Raw genomic sequence first — 19726 nt, forward strand, 5'->3', positions numbered from 1 at the left:
CGGCTGTTCCCATCAAAGCTTGCATTCCAGGTGTGCTGATCAGTGTGTCCATCACGCCACCTCCTCAAACCGCTTCAGCTCCGCCGGCGCGCCCACCGTTTCCAGGTAGAACCGCGTCAGCAGGTTTTTCGCCGTCAGCTGGCGGTATTCCGCCGTGGCGCGCCAGTCGGTCAGCGGCTGGTAGTCGGCGTCGAAGGCGGGGCGGGCGGCTTCGATCGTTGCCTCCGTCCATGGTTTGCCGATCAGTTCGGCCTCGACCGTCCGGGCGCGTTTCGGCGTCGCGGCCATGCCGCCGAAGGCGATGCGGATGTCGGTGACCACTTCGGCTTCATCGAACGTCAGCAGGAAGGCGCCGAGCACGGCGGTGATGTCCTCGTCGCGGCGCTTGGTGATCTTGTAGGCGGCAAAGCGGCTGGTTGGCTTGGGATAGGGCACGAAGACGCTTTCGACGAATTCGCCGGGCCTGCGATCCTGTTTGCCATAGGCGATGAAGAAATCCTCGAGCGGCATTTTGCGCTGACCTTCCAGTGAGCGCAGCGTCAGTGTCGCGCCCAGCGCGATCAATGGTGGGGGGCTGTCGCCGATCGGCGAGCCGTTGGCGATATTGCCGCCGATCGTGCCCATGTTGCGCACCTGCTCGCCGCCAATGCGGTCGATCAGCCGCCCGAGTGCCGGGATTTTTCTGGCGATCGCTTCGAAGGCCCTGCTGTAGCTGACGCCGGCGCCGATGCTGACGCCGTCCTCGGCTTCTACGACTGACTGCAGTTCGCTCAAATGATTGATGAAAACGACCGGGCTCAGCCGGCGCATCTGCTTCGTCACCCAGAGACCGACATCGGTGGAGCCGGCGATGACGGTCGCGTCGGGCTCCTCAGCGAGGACTTCCGCCAGTGCCTGCAGCGAAGCCGGCACGATCAGCCGGTCTTCACCGTTGGCAATCCGGATGGTGCCGCTCGCCTGCATGGCCCAGAGCCGCGCGATGATTTCGGAGCGCGTGCGCTCCAGCGGGTCGAAGAGCGCGCTCGGCCGCGTCAGGCTCACCTGCTCGGCGGCCTTGACGATCGGCTCGTAGCCCGTGCAGCGACAGAGATTGCCTTGCAGCGCTTTTTCGATCTCGCGGCGGCCGGGTTTTTCCTTCGTCAGCCACAGGCCGTAGAGCGACATGACGAAGCCCGGGGTGCAGAAGCCGCATTGCGATCCATGGCAATCGACCAGCGCCTGCTGCACCGGATGCAGCGCGCCGTCCCGGCCGGCAAGATGTTCGACCGTCACCACATGGGTGGCGTGCAGCGAGCCCATGAAGCGAATGCAGGCATTGACGGATTCATAGGCGAGCTTGCCGTCGGCGAGCCGCCCGACGAGCACGGTGCAGGCGCCGCAATCGCCTTCCGCGCATCCCTCCTTGGTGCCGGTCAGCCGCCGCCTTAGCCGCAGAAAATCGAGAAGCGTCTCGGTCGGCCCAACATCGGTGAGCGCGATATTCTCGCCGTTCAGGATGAAGCGGATGCTGTCGTTCATGATATTCCCGGTTGTTTTTTCCAAATGGTTAAGCCGCCGTCCAGCCACCGTCAATCGAGATGTGCGTTCCGGTCACCTGCCGGGCGGCGTCGCTGGCGAGGTAAAGCGACAGTGCGCCGATCTCCTCGGCCTTGACGAATTCACGGGTCGGCTGCGCCTTGAGGATGACCTCGCTCTTTACCTGTTCCTCGGTCATGCCGCGGGCCCTGGCGGTATCGGGGATCTGCTTCTCGACGAGCGGCGTCAGCACATAGCCCGGGCAGATGGCGTTCACCGTCACGCCGAATTCGGCAAGCTCCAGCGCCGCCGTCTTCGTGAGGCCTAATATACCATGTTTTGCCGCGACATAGGCGGATTTGAAGGGGGAGGCGACGAGCCCATGCGCCGAGGCGATGTTGATGATGCGGCCATGCTTCTTCGCTTTCATCAGCGGGATGGCGGCGCGCATGGTGTGAAAGGAACTCGACAGATTGATGGCGATGATCTGGTCCCATTTTTCGATCGGGAAATCCTCGATCTTCTCGACATGCTGAATGCCGGCATTGTTGACCAGGACATCGACGGTGCCGAAACTCTTTGCGGCCGTTTCGATCAGGTCGGCGATCTCGGCGGGCTTCGTCATGTCGGCCGGATGATAGATCGCCCGGCCTTTCGACACTGATTCAAGCCGCTCGACGATCGCCTTGATTTCATCGGCATTTCCGAAGCCGTTGATGACGACGTTGTCGCCGGTTTCGGCAAAGGCCGTGGCGATCGCAAGGCCGATGCCGCTGGTGGAGCCGGTGACGACGACTGATCTGCTCATATTTTTCTCCTGACAGGCCGATGCTGCGTTGCAACGTTGCTGGGGAGGTTATGCCCAAAGCCGGCAGGCTGGCAATTCCGCTTTATTCGCTTTTCTCACTCGCATCCGTGTCCTATTGATTTGTCACGATAATCATATGCTTGAGGAGGATTTCATGGGTGGATATGTTCTGGCGATCGATCAAGGAACGACGTCGACGCGGGCGATCGTCTTCGATGGCGACATGCACGTCGCCGGCAAGGGCCAGAAGGAATTCACCCAGATCTATCCTCGCTCCGGCTGGGTCGAGCACGATCCCGAGGAAATCTGGGATTCGGTCGTCTTCACTGTCCACATGGCGCTGAGCGATGCCGGCGTTACGGCCAAGGATATTGCAGCACTGGGGATCACCAACCAGCGCGAGACGGTCGTCGTCTGGGAGCGGGAGACGGGCCGGCCGATCCAGAATGCCATCGTCTGGCAGGACCGGCGCACCGCAAGCTATTGCGATAATCTGAAACGGCAGGATCTCGAGCGGCTGTTCACCAAGAAGACCGGCCTGCTCCTCGATCCCTATTTTTCCGGCACGAAGCTTTCCTGGATGCTCGCCAACGTGAAGGGCGCCAGGGCGCGCGCCGCGAGGGGCGATCTCTGCTTCGGCACGATCGACACCTTCCTGATCTGGCGGCTGACGGGCGGCAAGAGCTTCGTCACCGACGCCACCAATGCCTCGCGCACGCTGATGTACAATATTGGTGAAAACGCCTGGGATGAGGATCTGCTCGATATTCTGCGCGTGCCCGCCGCCATGCTGCCTGAGGTGAAGGATTGCGCCGCCGATTTCGGCACGGTCGATCCAGAGATTTTCGGCGCTGCGATCCCGATCCTCGGGGTCGCCGGCGACCAGCAGGCGGCGACCATCGGCCAGGCGTGTTTCCAGCCGGGCATGCTGAAATCGACCTACGGCACCGGCTGTTTCGCGCTGCTCAATACCGGCGCCGACATGGTGCGCTCGAAAAACCGGCTGCTGACCACTATCGCCTATCGCCTGAACGGCGAGACGACCTATGCGCTCGAGGGGTCGATCTTCATCGCCGGTGCCGCCGTGCAATGGCTGCGCGACGGGCTCGGCGTCATCGGCACCGCCGCCGAAACCAATGCGCTGGCCGAGAGGGCCGATCCGACCCAGGAGGTCTATCTCGTGCCCGCCTTCACCGGCCTCGGCGCGCCGCATTGGGATGCCAAGGCGCGCGGCGCGATCTTCGGGCTGACACGCAATAGCGGCCCGGCGGAACTGTCCCGGGCGGCGCTCGAAGCCGTCTGCTACCAGACCCGCGATTTGCTCGACGCCATGCAGAAGGACTGGAAGAACGGCGGCGATGACACGGTGCTGCGCGTCGACGGTGGCATGGTCGCGTCGGACTGGACGATGCAGCGCCTGGCCGACCTGCTCGACGCCCCGGTCGACCGGCCGATGATCCTGGAGACGACGGCGCTGGGCGCTGCCTGGCTCGCCGGCAGCCGGGCAGGGGTATGGCCTGACAGGGACGGTTTTTCGGCGACATGGAAGCGGGACCGGCGGTTCGAGCCCGACATGGACGAGAAGGTGCGCGGCGCCAAGCTCAAGGGCTGGAAGAGCGCGGTCAGGCGGACGCTGAGCGAGGGGTGAGGAACGCGCTATAGGCTCTGGGCGTCTTCAGTTGCCGCGCTCCGCAAGATCACGAATCCCATCCAGAATTTTTTGATGCGGCCTGTCGGTTAAGCGGCTACTCCTTCGTCATTCGGAAAGAGGAGTGAGCGATGCTTTATGCAATCCTTTGTTACGCCCATGAGGAAACTGTCTTCGCCTGGACCAAGGAGGAAGAGTCTGCCGTCATGGAGAAGCTTTACGCCGTGCAGGAGCCGCTTGCCCAATCCGGCAAGCTCGGCCCCGTCGGCCGGCTGATGCCGACGACGGCTGCGACCACCGTGCGCAAGGGCAAGGACGAGCCTTTGGTCATCGACGGGCCTTTTGCGGAAACGAAAGAGGCGCTTCTCGGCTTCTACGTGGTCGACTTCGAAACGCTCGACGAGGCGGTCGACTTTTCGAAACAGCTTTCGTCGGTCAATCCGGGTTCCACCTCTTACGAAATTCGGCCGTTCTACGTCTTCAGGCCGGGAGAAGCTTCATCATGACAGACCTTGCCTGGATCGACCTCGCACTTGCCTCGGCACGCCCGAAGGCGCTCGGCGCGCTGCTGCGCTATTTCCGCAATCTCGATACCGCGGAAGAGGCGTTTCAGGAGGCATGCCTGAGGGCGATCCGGACATGGCCGGAAAAAGGGCCGCCGCGCGATCCCACCGCCTGGCTCATCTTTGTCGGCCGAAACAGCGGGATCGACGCGGTGCGCAAGCGGTCAAAGCTTCAGGCCCTGCCGGATGAGGACATCATTTCCGATACCGAGGACGCCGAAAGCGATATTGCCGAGCGGCTGGACGATTCCCACTATCGCGACGACATCCTGCGGCTTCTCTTCATCTGCTGCCACCCCGATCTGCCGGCGACCCAGCAGATCGCGCTGGCGCTGCGCATCGTTTCCGGCCTTTCGGTTACGCAGATTGCCAGTGCCTTCCTGGTGTCCGAAAGCGCCATGGAGCAACGCATCACCCGGGCCAAGGCGCGCGTCGCCAAGGCCGGCGTGCCATTCGAGACGCCGAGCCCCGAGGAAAGGGCCGAGCGTCTTACGAGCGTCAGCACGATGATCTATCTCGTCTTCAACGAGGGCTACAGCCAGGCCGATCCCAGGCATGAGGCGGCCGCTTTCAGCGACGAGGCGATCCGGCTGGCGCGGCTGATGCTGCACCTCTTTCCGTCCGAACCGGAGTTGATGGGGCTGCTGGCGCTGATGCTTCTGCAGATCTCGCGCCGGCCGGCGCGCTTCAGCGCCGAAGATGAGATCGTGCTGCTCGAAGATCAGGACCGCTCGCTGTGGAACCAGCCTTTCATCAACGAGGCCCTGGCGCTGCTCGACAAGGCGCTGCGACACCGCCGGCCCGGGCCGTATCAGCTTCAGGCGGCCATTGCCGCCATCCATTCCCGGGCGAAGCGCGCCGAAGACACCGACTGGGTGGAAATCGATCTGCTCTATCGCGCGCTGGAGCGGGTTCAGCCTTCGCCCGTCGTGACGCTTAATCGCGCGGTCGTGGTTTCCAAGCTGCACGGGCCGCAGGAGGCGCTCGATCTGATCGATCCGCTCGGTGAGAAGCTCGGCGGCTATTTCTACTATCACGGCCTGCGGGGCGGGCTGCTGAAGCAGCTTGGCTTGACCCGCCAGGCGCGCGAAGCCTTCGACCGCGCGATCGCGCTTGCCCATTCAGCGGCGGAAGCAGCCCATATCCGCCGGCAGATCGACAAGATGCAGGCAGAGGCGGCCCAACCGATCGCGAAATAATCAAGAAAAAATAGGCGCTTTGTCGGAACGGCGAAGTTTGACACGTCCTTGTAACAGCCTGACAGAAACAGGGTTATTCAAATGGAGAGATGTTGAAATGACCACCAGCACCCAACATGAACTCGTCCTCGTTCGCGAATTCGACGCTCCGCGTGAGAAGATCTACAAGGCATGGACCGATCCCGATCTGCTGAAGCAGTGGTTCGTTCCGAGCCCCTGGGGTGTTGCCGAAGCGACGCTCGACGTCCGTCCCGGCGGTTCCAGCGTCGTCGTCATGCAGGATCCCGAGGGCAATCGCTATCCGAACCGCGGCGTCTACCTGGAGATCGTCGAGAACGAGAAGATCGTCTTCACCGACGCCTATACGAGCGCCTGGGTGCCAGCCGAAAAACCTTTCTTCACCGGCGTCATCCTGCTCGAAGACCTCGGCAACGGCAGGACGAAATATACCGCCAAGGCGCTGCACTGGCGCGCTGAAGACAAGGAAACGCACGAGAAGATGGGCTTCCATGAAGGATGGGGCAAGGCCGCAGATCAGCTGGCGGAATTGCTGGCGAGGGCGCCGTCCTGACGCTTCATGTGCGAGTTGAGGCAGCTTGGAAGATGATTCCGCCGGTGCCTCGAAGTCATTGAATTCAGATTCGAATTGATAGTTCGGTCGGCGCCAATGGACGGAGGACCAAAGACATCCCGTTGTTATCGAAATTCTCGAACATTCTGTTCCAGAGTTTGTATTTGCGCTCGGTCTCGGCGATCCTTATCTCCGGGCGGAATTCAACAGGATGCCGACGATGGAACTGGGTCTTTATACGTTTGCGGATGTCAATCCCACTCCCTCCCGCAGCAAGGGAGTGGAAGGGGCCGAACGGCTGAAGCATCTGATCGAGGAGATCGAGCTTGCCGATCAGGTGGGGCTCGACGTCTTCGGGCTCGGCGAACATCATCGGCCGGATTATGCGGCGTCGGCGCCTGCCGTCGCGCTGGCGGCGGCGGCCGTCAAGACGAAAAACATCCGGCTGACCAGCGCGGTCACTGTGCTTTCCTCCGATGATCCGGTGCGCGTGTTCCAGCAGTTTTCGACGCTCGACCTGATTTCGAACGGCCGGGCTGAGATCATGGCGGGGCGCGGCTCCTTCATCGAGTCCTTCCCGCTGTTCGGTTACAATCTCGAGGATTACGACCAGCTCTTCGAGGAAAAGCTCGATCTGCTTTTGGCGTTGCGCGATGGCGAGACGGTCGAGTGGAGCGGCGAGCTTCGCGCGCCGATCCGCGGGCGCGGCGTCTATCCCAGACCGCTGCAGGATCCGCTGCCGCTGTGGATCGCCGTCGGCGGCACGCCGCAATCGGTGGCGCGCGCCGGTGCGCTCGGCCTGCCGGTGGCGCTGGCAATCATCGGCGGCGAGCCGCGCCGTTTCGCGCCGCTCTTCGATCTTTACCGGGAGGCGGCGCGGCGCGCCGGCCAGGATCAGGCCAAGCTGAAAACCAGCATCAATGTCCACGGCTTCATCGCCGAGACGACGGAGGCCGCCGCCGAACAGTTTTACGGGCCGCAGGCCGAAGTGATGAACCGCATCGGCCGCGAGCGCGGCTGGGGGCCGACGAGCCGGACGCAGTTCGACATGTCGCGCGGACCGAACGGTGCGCTCTTCGTTGGGGATCCCGAGGTGGTGGCCGAAAAGATCATCGCCCATCACGCACTCTTCAAGAACGACCGCTTCCTGCTGCAGATGGCGATAGGCCTGATGCCGCATGATCAGATCATGCGCGGCATCGAGCTCTACGGGACGAAAGTCGCGCCGATCGTCAGAAAGGCATTGACTGAAAGCGGCGAAGGGGCGAAAGCCACGGCCTAACCAAGGCGGCTGCGGTCGCCCCTGCGCAAAGCCGGAACAGACGAATGGTTATCGCAAATGACGACGAACTGACAAAACTCAAGGAGATCGGCCGGATCTGCGCCAACGCCATCCAGGTGATGGCGGCGGCGATGGAGCCCGGCATGACGACGCTGGAGCTCGACCGGATCGGCCGCAAGGTGCTCGAAGATTCGGGCGCGCGCTCGGCGCCGGAGTTCTGCTACCAGTTTCCGGGGGCGACCTGCATCAGTATCAATGAGGAAATCGCCCACGGCATTCCCGGGCCGCGCGTCATCCACGCCGGCGACCTTATCAACATCGACGTTTCGGCCGAGAAGGACGGCTTCTTCGCCGATACCGGCGCTTCCTTCGCGATGCCGCCGGTCAAGCCGAAGATCGACAAGCTCTGCCGCGACGGCAAGCGGGCGCTCTGGGTCGGGCTTAACCAGGTGAAATCGGGCGAGCCGCTGGCAAAGATCGGCACCGCTGTCGGCGCCTTCGCGCAGAAGAACCGCTATACGCTGGTCGCCAATCTGGCGAGCCACGGCGTCGGCCGCTCGCTCCACGAGGAGCCGGCCGAACTCTCGACCTGGCCGGACCCTTCGGAAAAACGCGTCATGACGGATGGGCTCGTCTTTACTGTCGAGCCTTTCCTGTCGCTCGGCGCGACCTGGGCGGAAGGCGGCGACGATGCATGGACGCTCTATGCCGATCCGAAGGCGCCGACCGTGCAGTATGAACACACGGTTGTGGCAACGCGTAACGGGCCGGTGATACTGACTTTACCGGACGGGCGGGCGTAGGGCAGCGCCATTAGGGAAGCGCCGCGCCCTTCGAGGATACCCGATGGTTACCGTGATCTGCCGGCGTCTCGACGGCGCATCGTCGGGGACGGTCACTTCTCCTCCCTCATTCCTGTGCTCGTCACAGGAATCCAGCCACCGCGCGTCGGCGCGGTGAATGACTCCATAAGCAGTTGAAGACAGTCTCACGCGCCCAGGGACCTGGGCGCACTGGATTCCTGTGACGAGCACAGGAATGAGGGCGGAGAGGTTTAGTGCACTTGCAACCCACCGAACTCGGCGCCAACCTTCTTCCTCACCCCCGCGTTTCCGGCCTGCCGCCCTGCAGGATTTCCGTCGCCGCACGTTCCAATATGCCGGCGATGCGGGCGCCCTCGGGCTTCGACCAGGGATAACGCATCCGAAGGGCCGAGCGCAGCAGCAAGCGGGCGGCGCGGATATCGCCGCCGTCCTGCATGAAATCGCCGTCATCACCCTCGTCGGCGCCGTGTCGGTCGGTTTCGAAGACGCGCTTCACATAGGCCATCTTCTCGCCGATGCGTTCCAGCTTGGCGAGCGTGTGCAGGATCATGTCGCGGTTTTCCTCGACGCGGCGGCGGCCGGCCTCGGTGATGCTGTAGAGTTTCTTGGTACCCTCGTTCTCCACCTCGGCAAGACCGGTTTCTTCGAGATAGGTGAGCGCCGGGTAGATAACGCCGGGGCTCGGCACGTAGAAGCCGCCGGAGCGTTCCTCCAGCAACTTTATCAATTCATAGCCGTGGCGGGGTTGCTCAGCGAGCAGCGCCAGAATGACGAGCTGCAGATCGCCGGCCGCAAATTTGCGGCCCATGCGGAAAGCGTCGCCGAACATGCCGCCCTTAAAACCTCTCATGACTTTTCCTTTCATCGTTGGATGTATCGTTGGCTATGTCGTAAAACATATATCGTAAGATAATTGCTTTTAAGGGAGGCGAGGAATTTTTCATGTTTCCGGAAATTGATCGACCGATCAGAATTACTTGATTGTCGTGCAGGTGCTGCGGCGCGATAAGCGCTGCATGCTCGAGCGCATCCGTCATTCCCCGCCGAATCTCGTATCCACTGCCGCCGCCGGCGCCGTTGCGATGGCGGCGGCCATGGGCTTCGGGCGTTTCTCCTACACGCCGATCCTGCCCGGCATGATGAGCGGCGTGCCGCTTTCGGCGGCGGATGCAGGTTTTATCGCTTCGGCGAATTTCGTCGGTTATCTCGTCGGCGCCGTGCTTGCCGCCTATGGCTGGGCGGCGGGGCGCGAGCGGCTGGTGGCGCTGCTGGCACTGCTGGCCACCGCAATCCTGCTCGCCGCCATGGCCGCCACAAATTCCGTCGCAGTCTTTGCCGTCATTCGCTTTCTGGCCGGCCTCGCCAGCGCTTTTGCGATGGTCTTCACCTCATCGATCGTGCTCAGCCACGGGGCTGCCGCCGGCAACGACCATGTGCAGGCAGCGCATTTCGGCGGGCCGGGGGCGGGGATCGCGCTGTCCTCGATCATGGTGTTTCTCATCGGCCTCGGCTTTCACGGCGGCCCGGAAAGCTGGCGCGCCGACTGGATTGGCGGCGCGCTCTACTGCGCGGCGAGCCTCGTCGTGGTCTTTCTGCTCTTGCCGTCGGCGCCGGCGCAATCGGCGCGCACGGGCAAGGAGCCGGCCCTCGTCTGGAGCCGACCGATGGTGCTGATCACGCTGTCCTACGGCCTGTTCGGCTTCGGCTATGTGATCACCGCGACCTTTCTCGTCACGATCGCCCGCCTGTCCGCCACGGGTGCCTTCGTCGAATTTCTCTGCTGGTTCATCGCCGGCCTGACGTCGGCGGTGGCGCTGTTTGCCTGGAAGCCGCTGGTCAGGCCGCTCGGGCTCGGCGGCGTCTATGTCGCAGCACTTCTGGTCGAAGCCGCCGGCGTGCTCGCAACCGTCATGCTGCCGCACTCTGCCGCACCGCTGATCGGCGGCGCGCTGTTCGGGGCGACCTTCCTCGCGATCACCGCTTACGGGCTGCAGATCGGCCGCAAGCTTTCCCCGGAGAGCCCGCGGCGGATCCTGGCGATGATGACGGCCGCCTTCGGTGTCGGCCAGATCGTCGGGCCTGTCGTTGCCGGCTGGATTGCCGAACGCTCGGGCAGTTTCACCTTTCCGACGGTAATTGCCGCAGCCGCGCTCATCGCCTGCGCGGGGCTGGTGATGCCGGTGATCAAGAAAATCGCTTAACCCGTTACATCTGCGTAACAATCGGCTGAACCCATTGCTGCTTCCTTCGAACTGCCTTAGTTTCCGGCAAAATCAGTGTTCCATGACACTCCCGAGACTCACAGTTCAGGAAAGCAAAGCTCCCCGTGTTTCATTCCTTTTTTCCCCAGCCGAAGGCGTTCTTTACCTCGCTCGTGGTTTGGACGCTGATTTCGATCGCCGGCTGGTATCTCTTCGCCGGTCATCTCGGTGTATCGCTCGGCTATGGGCCTGTTCCGGAAGAACAGCAACCTATCGACCTGTCGTTCTTCCTGCTGCCCGAAAATCTTTGGTTCTACGGCTATTTCTTCCTTACGGCGGTGATTTTCTGTGGCGCATGGCATCTGAAGGCGGTGCATCATCCCTGGAAGTTGTGGTCGATCTGGGGGTCGGCGCTGATCATCTTCGTCACCTATTTCGGCGTCCAGATCAGCGTCGTGATCAACAACTGGCGCCGGCCATTCGGCGACCTGCTGCAGAACGCATTGTCGAAGCAGCCGGGCATTTCCGTCGACAATTTTTATAGCTTGATGTGGGTCTTCTGTCAGATCGCGTTCCTCAGCATGTTCGTGTCGATCATGACCGACTTTTTCACCAGCCACTACATCTTCCGCTGGCGCACGGCGATGAACAATTTCTACATGTCGAAGTGGGAAAAGCTGCGCCATATCGAAGGCGCCTCGCAGCGCGTTCAGGAAGACACGATGCGCTTTTCGAGCACGCTCGAAGGTCTTGGCATCAGCCTCATCAACTCGGTGATGACGCTCGTGGTATTCCTTCCGATCCTTCTGGCGCTGTCGCATTATGTGACGGAACTACCGTTCATTGGGCCGGTGGCGAATTCGCTCTTCTGGCTGGCGCTCTTCTGGTCGGCGTTCGGCACGGTTTTGCTGGCGGTCGCGGGCGTCAAGCTGCCGGGCCTGAACTTCCGTAACCAGCGCGTCGAAGCGGCCTATCGCAAGGAGTTGGTCTATGGCGAGGACCATGCGGAACGGGCTCAGCCGCTGACGGTCACCGAACTCTTCGGCAACGTTCGCCGCAACTATTACCGCATGTATTTCCACTACATGTATTTCAATGTCGCCCGCTATTTCTACATCCAGGCCGACGCACTCTTCGTGGTCTTCATGCTGGTGCCGACGATCGTGGCGGGCACTATCACCTACGGTATCTTCCAGCAGATCTCGACAGCCTTCGGGCAGGTCAGCAACTCGTTCCAGTATCTGGTCAATTCCTGGACAACGATCATCGAGCTGCTCTCTATCCACAAGCGCCTCAAGGCCTTCGAGGCAGCAATTGACGATGAGCCGCTGCCGGATATCGACCAGCGTTATCTGGAGCGTGATGCGGGTGTCGTGCACGCCGACGGTTGATGAGTGGGGCTGCCTGGATGGGGAAGGGTACGCGGGCATTCCATGACGGCATGCCGTGTGGCCCCCTCATCCGCCCTACGGGCACCTTCTCCCCGCTGGGGAGAAGAGGGAGTTGAGACGCCGCTGCTTGTCTCTTCTCCCCAGCGGGGAGAGGTGGCGGTAGCCGGATGAGGGGGCCGCTCGGTTCGACGTTTCGCTTTAAAAACTATCCCGTCATAGCCCCGACGTCTGCTGCAATCTTCCGCGCGCCTCGATCATCGGGATCGCTTCCGAATAGCTGACGCAGGCGACATCGGCTCGATGGCAGACGTCGCTGACCAGACGGTCGAGGGCGCGCCAGTAGGCGCCGCCGTTCATCTCGACGAAGTGGAAGCCGAGCTGGAGGGGGATTCGGCTTCCGGCATATTGCTTGTCAAAAGCCTCTTTGAAGGCTGAATAGGCGCGCTGCTCGAAGGCTGAACTGTCTGCGGTATCTTCCTCGCCTTTGGAGTGGCGTACGAAGAGATTGTAGTCCATGCCGATGATCGGTTTTTCGCTTGGGCCTTCAGGGATCAGCGGCAGGCCGAAGCGGATGATGCCGTCCTCCTCGACAGGCATGGCCGGGCCTTTGGTGACGAGGCTCGCGTCATAGCTGAAGCCCGCCTTCTTTTCGGCGGCAATCATGTCGGCGCCCGCGGTCGCGGAAAGGTAGGGGGCGCGGAAACCCTTGATGCCGTGATCGGCGAGATCCTGCCAGCCGGCCGGCTCGTCCAGACCGACGCCTTTCCAGGCATTTTTCAGGGTTGCGTGGAAGGTGGCGTATTCGGCCGACCAGTCGGCCTCGCTCCACTCGCGGCCATCGAAATGGCCGCAGGCGTGGCTCGATATGTCGTGACCTTCGAGATGGGCGTGCCAGATATTGCCGAGGCGTTCGCGGATCTCGTCGCCGCTCTGGGCGAAGCCGACATTGGATTTTCCGCGTTTCTGGTGCGGCGCCTGGTAGGCCTTCTTCGCCGCCTCGTTCATCAGGAAGGTGCAGGATAGGAAATAGGTGAAATGGGCGCCGTTCTTTGCGGCCATCTCGCGGCTTTTCAGCCAGAGCGCATTGTCGTGGGCGCCGTCGAACGAGATGATGACCAGCTGTTTCGGCCGGTCGGCCGCCTCTGCCGTGACAGGCAGAAGGAAGGAGGCAGCCAGACAGGCGGAGAGGAGAGGACGAGACATGGGCACCGCGACAATTTGTTCGCGGTTTCCCTCCGATAGAATTGCGGCGAAGCTGCGGTCTCAACTGGTATTTTTTCCCGCCAGCCGCTAAGCCATGACAAACGGCACGGAAGGGATCCGCCATGGCATTGCTTATCGTCGGCATTATACTTTTCCTCGGGGTGCATCTGGTGCGGGTGGTCGCCCCCGGCTTTCGCGCCTCGATGATCGCAAGCCTCGGCGAGAAGGGCTGGCGGGCGGCTTATTCGATCGCCAGTCTTGCGACGCTGATTCTGTTGATCTACGGATTTGGCCAAGCCCGCCAGGTGACCGGCATACTCTACAATCCGCCGGTCTGGATGGCGCATATCACCATTACCCTGATGCTGATCGCGATGATCTGTCTGGTCGCCTCGCTGCTGCCGGCGGGGCATATTGCGACCAAGGCCAAACATCCGATGGTGCTGTCGGTGAAGATCTGGGCGCTGGCGCATCTGCTCGCCAATGGCGAGACCTCGTCGGTGCTGCTGTTTGCGGCCTTTCTCGCCTGGGGCGTCATCCTGCGCATTTCGCTGAAACGGCGGCAGCGGGCGGGCGAGATCGTGCTCCGGCCGTTCGTGTCGGCCAAATACGATCTCTATGCGATCGTCATCGGCATCGTCGTCTGGGCGCTGATCATCTGGAAGCTGCACGAATGGTTGATCGGCGTTTCGCCGCTTGTGATGTAACGAATCTTTCATATCCCCCTTACAACTGCGGCAAAATGGGGTAGAAGGCCCGGCAATATGCATCTTGCATAGTGTTGGGTATTTCCGCGGCCGGAGACGAGAATGGCATTCAACGACGACAGCTTCATCCGTGAAGTCAATGAGGAATTGCGGTCCGACCAGATGAAGGGTGTCTGGCGCCGCTTCGGCCGCTATATCATCGTCGTCGCCATCCTGATCGTCGTCGGCACTGCCGGCAAGGTTCTCTATGAATATTGGGACGATACCCGCTCCTCTGGCGCCGGCGATCAGTTCCTGGCGGCAATGAAGCTTGCCGACGAGAACAAGAACGATGAAGCGCTGGCCGCGCTCGATAAGCTCGAAAAGGAAGGCCATGGTGCCTATCCGGTGCTGGCGCGCATGCGGGCCGCGACCGTTCAGGCGCAGAAGGGCGACGCTGCCGCGGCGATTGCTGCCTTCAACGAGATCGGCAAGGATAATGGCGTTCCGGCCGCCGTGCGCGACGCCGCCAAAATGCGGGCCGGCTGGCTGCTGATCGAAAACGGCTCCTACGAACAGGTTTCGGCCGCGATCGAGGAAATGGCCGTGCCGGGCAACGCCTTCCGCCATTCGGCGCGCGAAGCGCTCGGCCTTGCTTCCTATAAGGCCGGCAACATGGCGCAGGCGCGGCAATGGTTCCAGTCAATCGTCGACGATACCGACAGCCCGCGCAATGTTACCAATCGCGCTCATATGATGCTTGATCTCATTACCGCATCCGGCAAGGCGCCCGCCGCGCAGGGCTGAGTTTTAAGGAAAAAGAATGAGTTTCACGGTCGCGATCGTCGGTCGTCCGAATGTCGGCAAGTCGACGCTTTTCAACCGCCTGGTGGGAAAGAAGCTGGCGCTTGTCGACGACACGCCAGGCGTGACTCGCGACCGCCGGCCGGGCGATGCGCGGCTGATGGGCCTGACCTTTACCATTATCGACACGGCCGGTCTGGAAGAGGCCGATGAGGAAAGCCTGCAGGGCCGGATGCGCGCCCAGACGGAAGCGGCAATCGACGAGGCCGATCTTTCGCTTTTCGTCGTCGATGCCAAGAACGGGCTGACGCCCGTCGACACGGCTCTTGCAGAAATGCTGCGTCGGCGCGGCAAGCCGGTGGTGCTGGTCGCCAATAAATCCGAAGCACGCGGCTCCGACAGCGGCTTCTACGACGCCTATACGCTCGGGCTTGGCGAGCCGACGCCGATCTCGGCCGAACACGGCGAGGGCATGCTCGATCTGCGCGACGCGATCGTCGAGGCGATCGGCAAGGACCGGGCCTATGCCAAGGAGGATGTCGCCGTCACCAACGTCGATATTTCCGAGGCCGCGAGTGAAGGCGAAGACGAGGACGAAGAGCCCGTCTATGACGACACCAAGCCGCTCAGGGTGGCGATCGTCGGCCGGCCGAATGCCGGCAAGTCTACGCTGATCAACCGTTTCCTCGGCGAGGACCGGCTTTTGACCGGGCCGGAGGCAGGCATCACCCGCGATTCCATTTCGGTCGAATGGGATTGGCGCGGCCGCACCATCAAAATGTTCGATACCGCAGGCATGCGCCGCAAGGCGCGGGTGACCGAGAAGCTGGAGAAGCTTTCCGTCGCCGACGCGCTGCGCGCCATCCGTTTTGCCGAAACCGTCGTCATCGTCTTCGATGCGACGATCCCTTTCGAGAAGCAGGATCTGCAGATCGTCGATCTCGTGCTGCGCGAAGGCCGCGCGGCCGTGCTCGCCTTCAACAAGTGGGACATGATCGAAGACCGGCAGGCGGTGCTTGCCGATCTTCGCGAAAAGACCGACCGGCTGCTGCCGCAGGCGCGCGGCATCCGCGCTGTGCCGATCTCCGGCCAGACCGGCTGGGGCCTCGACAAGCTGATGCAGTCGATCATCGACACGGACAGGGTCTGGAACAAGCGCATTTCGACGGCAAAGCTTAATCGCTGGCTGGAAACGCAGCAGATCCAGCACCCGCCACCGGCCGTTTCCGGCCGCCGGATCAAGCTGAAATATATGACGCAGGTGAAGGCCCGTCCGCCGGCCTTCATGATCTCCTGCACCCGTTCGGATGCCCTGCCGGAATCCTATACGCGCTATCTGATCAACGGCTTGCGCGCCGATTTCGACATGCCGAGCGTGCCGATCCGTATTCATTTCCGTTCGGCCGAGAATCCGTTCGAGGGTAAGAAGAGGCGGACGTAGAGGCTGGGACGCGGGGTCGGCGCCTTGTGCGGATATCGATCCGTGCCTAAGGCACCCCCCTCTGCCCTGCCGGGCATCTCCCCCAAGGAGGTAGATCGACTCGCGGATGGTATCTCCCCAAACAATTGATGTTGGAGCGAGCGGGTCCGCCCAGCCGATCTCCCCACCTGTGGGGGAGATGCCCGGCAGGGCAGAGGGGGCTCAGGCACGACCATCTCCGTCGTCTTGAACCTAAGCAGCGCTCTTGTCCAGCGCTTCGCGCAACGCCACGATCTGGAACCGGGAGAGATCCGCCGCATCGCAGCCGTTCGCGTCACGTCGATGCGCTACGACGGCACGATCCACGACTTTGTGCCGTTGAACGCCATCGCCGAAACACTGCTGCGCATAGCGCGATCGCCATCGCGAACGACACGCTTTGCATAATAGGGAGATCAGTCTGCGGAGGGGAGAGGCCCGGCGGTTTCGCCGGGCTTTCTGCTTCTTGGCAGCGATTTGGCAAACTGCCAGGCCTTTTTCCATTTTGGCGTAATGACGCCGTTGGCGGCGCGGATATTGTTGATGAACTGCAGTGTCGCCGCTTCCCAGGAATATTGCATGGCAAGCTCACGCGCCTTGGTGCGCGAGGCGGAGAGGGCGGCAAGGCAGGCGGCCTGAAGGTTCTGGTCGAGCGCGCCAACCTCGCTGTCTTCGCCGAGAATATCGAGCGGGCCGGTGACCGGATAGGCGGCAACCGGCACACCCGATGCCAGCGCTTCAAGGATGGTGTTGCCGAACGTGTCGGTGAGTGACGGAAAGACGAAGACGTCGGCCTGGGCATAGGCTTTGGCCAGTTCCTCGCCGAACTTCACACCGGTAAAGTGCACATCGGGATAGCGCTGCTCCAGCTCGGCGCGCGCCGGGCCGTCGCCCACGACGACCTTCGAACCGGGCAGGTCGAGATCGAGAAAGGCCGGCAGGTTCTTTTCCAGCGCCACGCGGCCGACCGTCATAAAGATCGGGCGGGAAAGGCCGAATGGCTTTTCCTCAAGCGGCATGGGATGGAATTGCGTGGCGTCGATGCCCCGGGTCCAGGGCATCAGGTTCTTGATGCCGCGTGCCGAAAGCTCGCGAGCTAGACTCGGGGTGGCGACCATGCAGCCGGCGCCGCCATTATGGAACCAGCGTACGAAGGCATAAAGCCAGCTTTGCGGAATCGGCAGGCGGGCGGAAACATATTCGGGGAAGCGCGTGTGATAGCTGGTGGAGAAGGGCATGCCCTTGCGCAGGCACCAGCGGCGGGCGGTCAACCCCAGTGGCCCTTCCGTGGCGATATGCACATAGGAGGGATTGTGTTTTTCGATCTCACGGGCGATGCGGCGGTAGTTGGCGATCGACAGGCGGATCTCGGGATAGGTCGGGCAGGGGATGCTGTTGAAGCGCTCCGGCGTCACCATCGAAACAGCCACGCCCATCTTGGCCAGCTCGCGATTGGTGTTCTCGATCGAGCGCACAACGCCGTTGACCTGCGGATGCCAGGCGTCGGTGATGATCACCAACCGTTCGGGCAGGTTGCCGGCGGCTGCGGCATTGGCCCAGCTCTCGCTGTGATGAGTGTTTGCCGGACGTTGCAGCATGTCACGATTTCCATCCGCGTTGCATCGATATGCCAACGCTCAACCCCAAAGCGGGGTTCCGGAACGGCGATTCCCGCTTGCCTATTTTGAGGCATGACCATGATGGAAATATTACAGCCGCATGCCAGCGTTTGCAGGCCTTTCAGCGGCCCGATCCCCGCGAATATGTCAGCGGCCGATCGCGGTTTTCATGCGGAAAGAAGGACGGCGCCGGTCGTGGACCGGCGCCGTTTGGGAGGTTAAGCGGCAGCGGAAGCCGAGCTTGCAGTCGGAACTTCCGAAATCGTCTTCAGAACCTGCGAAGCGATCTGGTAGGGGCAGCCCTGTGAGTTCGGGCGGCGATCTTCCAGATAGCCCTTGTAGTCGTTCTTGACGAAGGAGTGCGGGACGCGGATCGAGGCGCCACGGTCGGCAACGCCGTAGGAGAACTTGTTCCACGGTGCCGTTTCGTGCTTGCCGGTCAGGCGCTTGTCGTTGTCAGGACCGTAGACTTCGATGTGGTCCATCAGGTTCTTTTCGAACTGCGCCATCAGCGCTTCGAAATAGGCCTTGCCGCCGACTTCGCGCATGTACTTGGTCGAGAAGTTGCAATGCATGCCCGAGCCGTTCCAGTCGGTGTCGCCGAGCGGCTTGCAGTGATACTCGATGTCGATGCCGTATTTTTCGGTCAGGCGCTGCAGCAGGTAGCGTGCCATCCAGATCTGGTCGGCGGCTTTCTTGGAGCCCTTGCCGAAAATCTGGAATTCCCACTGGCCCTTGGCCACTTCGGCATTGATACCTTCGTGGTTGATGCCGGCAGCCAGGCAGAGGTCGAGATGCTCTTCGACGATTTCGCGGGCGACGTCGCCGACGTTCGAATAACCGACGCCGGTGTAGTAGGGGCCTTGCGGAGCCGGATAACCCTGCTCAGGGAAGCCGAGCGGACGACCGTTCTGATAGAAGAAATATTCCTGCTCGAAGCCGAACCAGGCGTCTTCGTCGTCGAGGATGGTGGCGCGGGCGTTGCTCGGGTGCGGCGTGACGCCATCGGGCATCATGACTTCGCACATCACGAGCGCGCCATTGGTGCGGGCCGGGTCGGGATAGATGGCGACCGGCTTCAGCACGCAATCGGAGCTGCGGCCTTCGGCCTGCATGGTCGACGAACCGTCAAAGCCCCAGAGCGGAAGCTGTTCCAGCGTCGGGAATACGTCGAATTCCTTGATCTGCGTCTTGCCACGCAGGTTCGGTACCGGAGTGTACCCATCGAGCCAAATATACTCGAGCTTATATTTTGTCATCGTGACTCTCTCAATGCTACGAAGGTGAGCAAATCCGGAGACGATCTCGGCGCGCAAGCGCACCCAACCGCCAGGGGATGCACCTCTAAAAGCACGTAGCGTGCCAGTTCGGCCGCCGGGACAAGAAAAATCGCAAATCAGCTGGTCGAGATGCATTTTTCTTTTGTCAAATCCACCCCGTTTTGACGGGGAAGGCCGTATCATCAGCACGAAACCGGTTTTCCCCTTCGGAACCGGATGAAAATTTCGGCGTTAGCCCGGAGTGATGAAGTGTTGAACAAATAGGCGGGCGCTGTCGGCATAGACAGCATATCGATCAATCATAATGTAGAGATGCATATAATTTGTGCAATTTGCATAAACTATGTGCATCGTGTTATGGTCGCGGCCTTGAATGTCGATGCGCCGAACTGAATGGAGGCGATCTCATGCCCACCGGTTTCCATCGTGAATCCGCAACGGTCTATCAGTTTCCCGTCAAGCCGCCGCGGGCCGCCAGCCGGTTCGAACGCGCCCGGCTGATGGAACGCGAGGCCGCCGATATTTGCGACGCGGCACTCGACAGTTGCTGGTACCATGACGAGGCGGTTCGCGAGACCGATCGGCCGACGAAGTCCTGAGGTCCTACCCATTTAACGGGTCGGAAGGCCGAGAAGGCAGGAAACGCCTCGTACGTGGCATTCGTACCGAATTT

18 protein-coding genes are annotated in these 19726 nt (G+C 61.8%); 12 read left to right on the forward strand and 6 right to left on the reverse strand.

Translation table 11 applies throughout. From position 1 onward, the window contains the following. Positions 1 to 51: 51 nt before the first annotated feature. Together xdhA and FHX14_RS30675 are read right to left on the reverse strand one after the other, a co-directional pair. Positions 52 to 1518, reverse strand: coding sequence for a xanthine dehydrogenase small subunit (xdhA, locus tag FHX14_RS30670; RefSeq protein WP_184380800.1), 1467 nt, complete (start codon positions 1516 to 1518; stop codon positions 52 to 54). 28 nt (positions 1519 to 1546) lie between these two features. After that, positions 1547 to 2323, reverse strand: coding sequence for a 3-hydroxybutyrate dehydrogenase (locus FHX14_RS30675; protein WP_183695655.1), 777 nt, complete (start codon positions 2321 to 2323; stop codon positions 1547 to 1549). A 154-nt stretch (positions 2324 to 2477) separates the two neighbouring features. Here FHX14_RS30675 and glpK point away from each other — a divergent pair, with 154 nt between their 5' ends. The 6 genes from glpK (at position 2478) to map (ending at position 8389) form a co-directional block, all read left to right on the forward strand. Then, positions 2478 to 3971, forward strand: a complete 1494-nt coding sequence (glpK, locus tag FHX14_RS30680; protein ID WP_184380802.1) for a glycerol kinase GlpK — start codon at positions 2478 to 2480, stop codon at positions 3969 to 3971. Positions 3972 to 4102: 131 nt separating this feature from the next. Next, the gene (locus FHX14_RS30685; protein ID WP_184380804.1) at positions 4103 to 4477 is read left to right on the forward strand and encodes a YciI family protein; all 375 of its coding nucleotides are present in this window, start codon (positions 4103 to 4105) and stop codon (positions 4475 to 4477) included. Continuing rightward, on the forward strand, positions 4474 to 5733 hold the full coding sequence (locus FHX14_RS30690) for an RNA polymerase sigma factor (RefSeq protein WP_184380806.1): 1260 nt from the start codon (positions 4474 to 4476) through the stop codon (positions 5731 to 5733). Before FHX14_RS30685 ends, FHX14_RS30690 begins: the two co-directional genes overlap by 4 nt. A gap of 97 nt (positions 5734 to 5830) precedes the next feature. Next, positions 5831 to 6304, forward strand: a complete 474-nt coding sequence (locus tag FHX14_RS30695; protein ID WP_184380808.1) for an SRPBCC family protein — start codon at positions 5831 to 5833, stop codon at positions 6302 to 6304. 220 nt (positions 6305 to 6524) lie between these two features. Continuing rightward, entirely contained in the window at positions 6525 to 7586 is a 1062-nt protein-coding gene (locus FHX14_RS30700; protein ID WP_184380810.1) for an LLM class flavin-dependent oxidoreductase, read from the forward strand. A gap of 44 nt (positions 7587 to 7630) precedes the next feature. Continuing rightward, positions 7631 to 8389, forward strand: coding sequence for a type I methionyl aminopeptidase (map, locus tag FHX14_RS30705; protein ID WP_179611743.1), 759 nt, complete (start codon positions 7631 to 7633; stop codon positions 8387 to 8389). 295 nt (positions 8390 to 8684) lie between these two features. Here the strand turns inward: map and FHX14_RS30710 are convergent, their stop codons facing one another. Further along, positions 8685 to 9260 (reverse strand): PadR family transcriptional regulator, encoded by a 576-nt coding sequence (locus FHX14_RS30710; protein WP_179611742.1) that lies wholly within the window; start codon positions 9258 to 9260, stop codon positions 8685 to 8687. A gap of 166 nt (positions 9261 to 9426) precedes the next feature. Here FHX14_RS30710 and FHX14_RS30715 point away from each other — a divergent pair, with 166 nt between their 5' ends. Both FHX14_RS30715 and sbmA read left to right on the forward strand, forming a co-directional pair. Beyond that, positions 9427 to 10611, forward strand: a complete 1185-nt coding sequence (locus FHX14_RS30715) for a YbfB/YjiJ family MFS transporter (RefSeq protein ID WP_184380838.1) — start codon at positions 9427 to 9429, stop codon at positions 10609 to 10611. A gap of 125 nt (positions 10612 to 10736) precedes the next feature. Then, a complete protein-coding gene (sbmA, locus tag FHX14_RS30720) occupies positions 10737 to 12002 on the forward strand; it encodes a peptide antibiotic transporter SbmA (RefSeq protein ID WP_179611741.1) in 1266 nt (421 codons plus the stop codon). Positions 12003 to 12215: 213 nt separating this feature from the next. Here sbmA and FHX14_RS30725 read toward each other — a convergent pair whose 3' ends face one another. Continuing rightward, entirely contained in the window at positions 12216 to 13205 is a 990-nt protein-coding gene (locus tag FHX14_RS30725; protein WP_003592950.1) for a hypothetical protein, read from the reverse strand. A 122-nt stretch (positions 13206 to 13327) separates the two neighbouring features. Between FHX14_RS30725 and FHX14_RS30730 the strand changes: the two genes are divergently transcribed. From FHX14_RS30730 to der, 3 genes are all read left to right on the forward strand, one after another. Continuing rightward, positions 13328 to 13912 (forward strand): NnrU family protein, encoded by a 585-nt coding sequence (locus tag FHX14_RS30730; protein WP_003592952.1) that lies wholly within the window; start codon positions 13328 to 13330, stop codon positions 13910 to 13912. 102 nt (positions 13913 to 14014) lie between these two features. Further along, positions 14015 to 14698, forward strand: coding sequence for a tetratricopeptide repeat protein (locus FHX14_RS30735; protein WP_003592953.1), 684 nt, complete (start codon positions 14015 to 14017; stop codon positions 14696 to 14698). 16 nt (positions 14699 to 14714) lie between these two features. Further along, on the forward strand, positions 14715 to 16136 hold the full coding sequence (gene der, locus FHX14_RS30740) for a ribosome biogenesis GTPase Der (protein WP_184380812.1): 1422 nt from the start codon (positions 14715 to 14717) through the stop codon (positions 16134 to 16136). Positions 16137 to 16570: 434 nt separating this feature from the next. On the opposite strand, the gene FHX14_RS30745 is transcribed toward der, so the two are convergent. Both FHX14_RS30745 and FHX14_RS30750 read right to left on the reverse strand, forming a co-directional pair. Further along, a complete protein-coding gene (locus FHX14_RS30745; protein WP_184380814.1) occupies positions 16571 to 17752 on the reverse strand; it encodes a glycosyltransferase family 1 protein in 1182 nt (393 codons plus the stop codon). Positions 17753 to 17991: 239 nt separating this feature from the next. After that, positions 17992 to 19032 carry a glutamine synthetase beta-grasp domain-containing protein gene (locus FHX14_RS30750; RefSeq protein ID WP_012558550.1) on the reverse strand — a complete coding sequence of 347 codons (1041 nt, stop codon included), beginning with the start codon at positions 19030 to 19032 and terminating at the stop codon, positions 17992 to 17994. Between the two features lie 428 nt (positions 19033 to 19460). Here FHX14_RS30750 and gstI point away from each other — a divergent pair, with 428 nt between their 5' ends. After that, on the forward strand, positions 19461 to 19652 hold the full coding sequence (gene gstI, locus FHX14_RS30755) for a glutamine synthetase translation inhibitor GstI (protein WP_003592961.1): 192 nt from the start codon (positions 19461 to 19463) through the stop codon (positions 19650 to 19652). Positions 19653 to 19726 lie beyond the last annotated feature (74 nt).

Origin of the sequence: Rhizobium sp. BK619, assembly GCF_014195245.1 — a bacterium.
Classification (GTDB): Bacteria; Pseudomonadota; Alphaproteobacteria; order Rhizobiales; family Rhizobiaceae; genus Rhizobium; species Rhizobium acidisoli.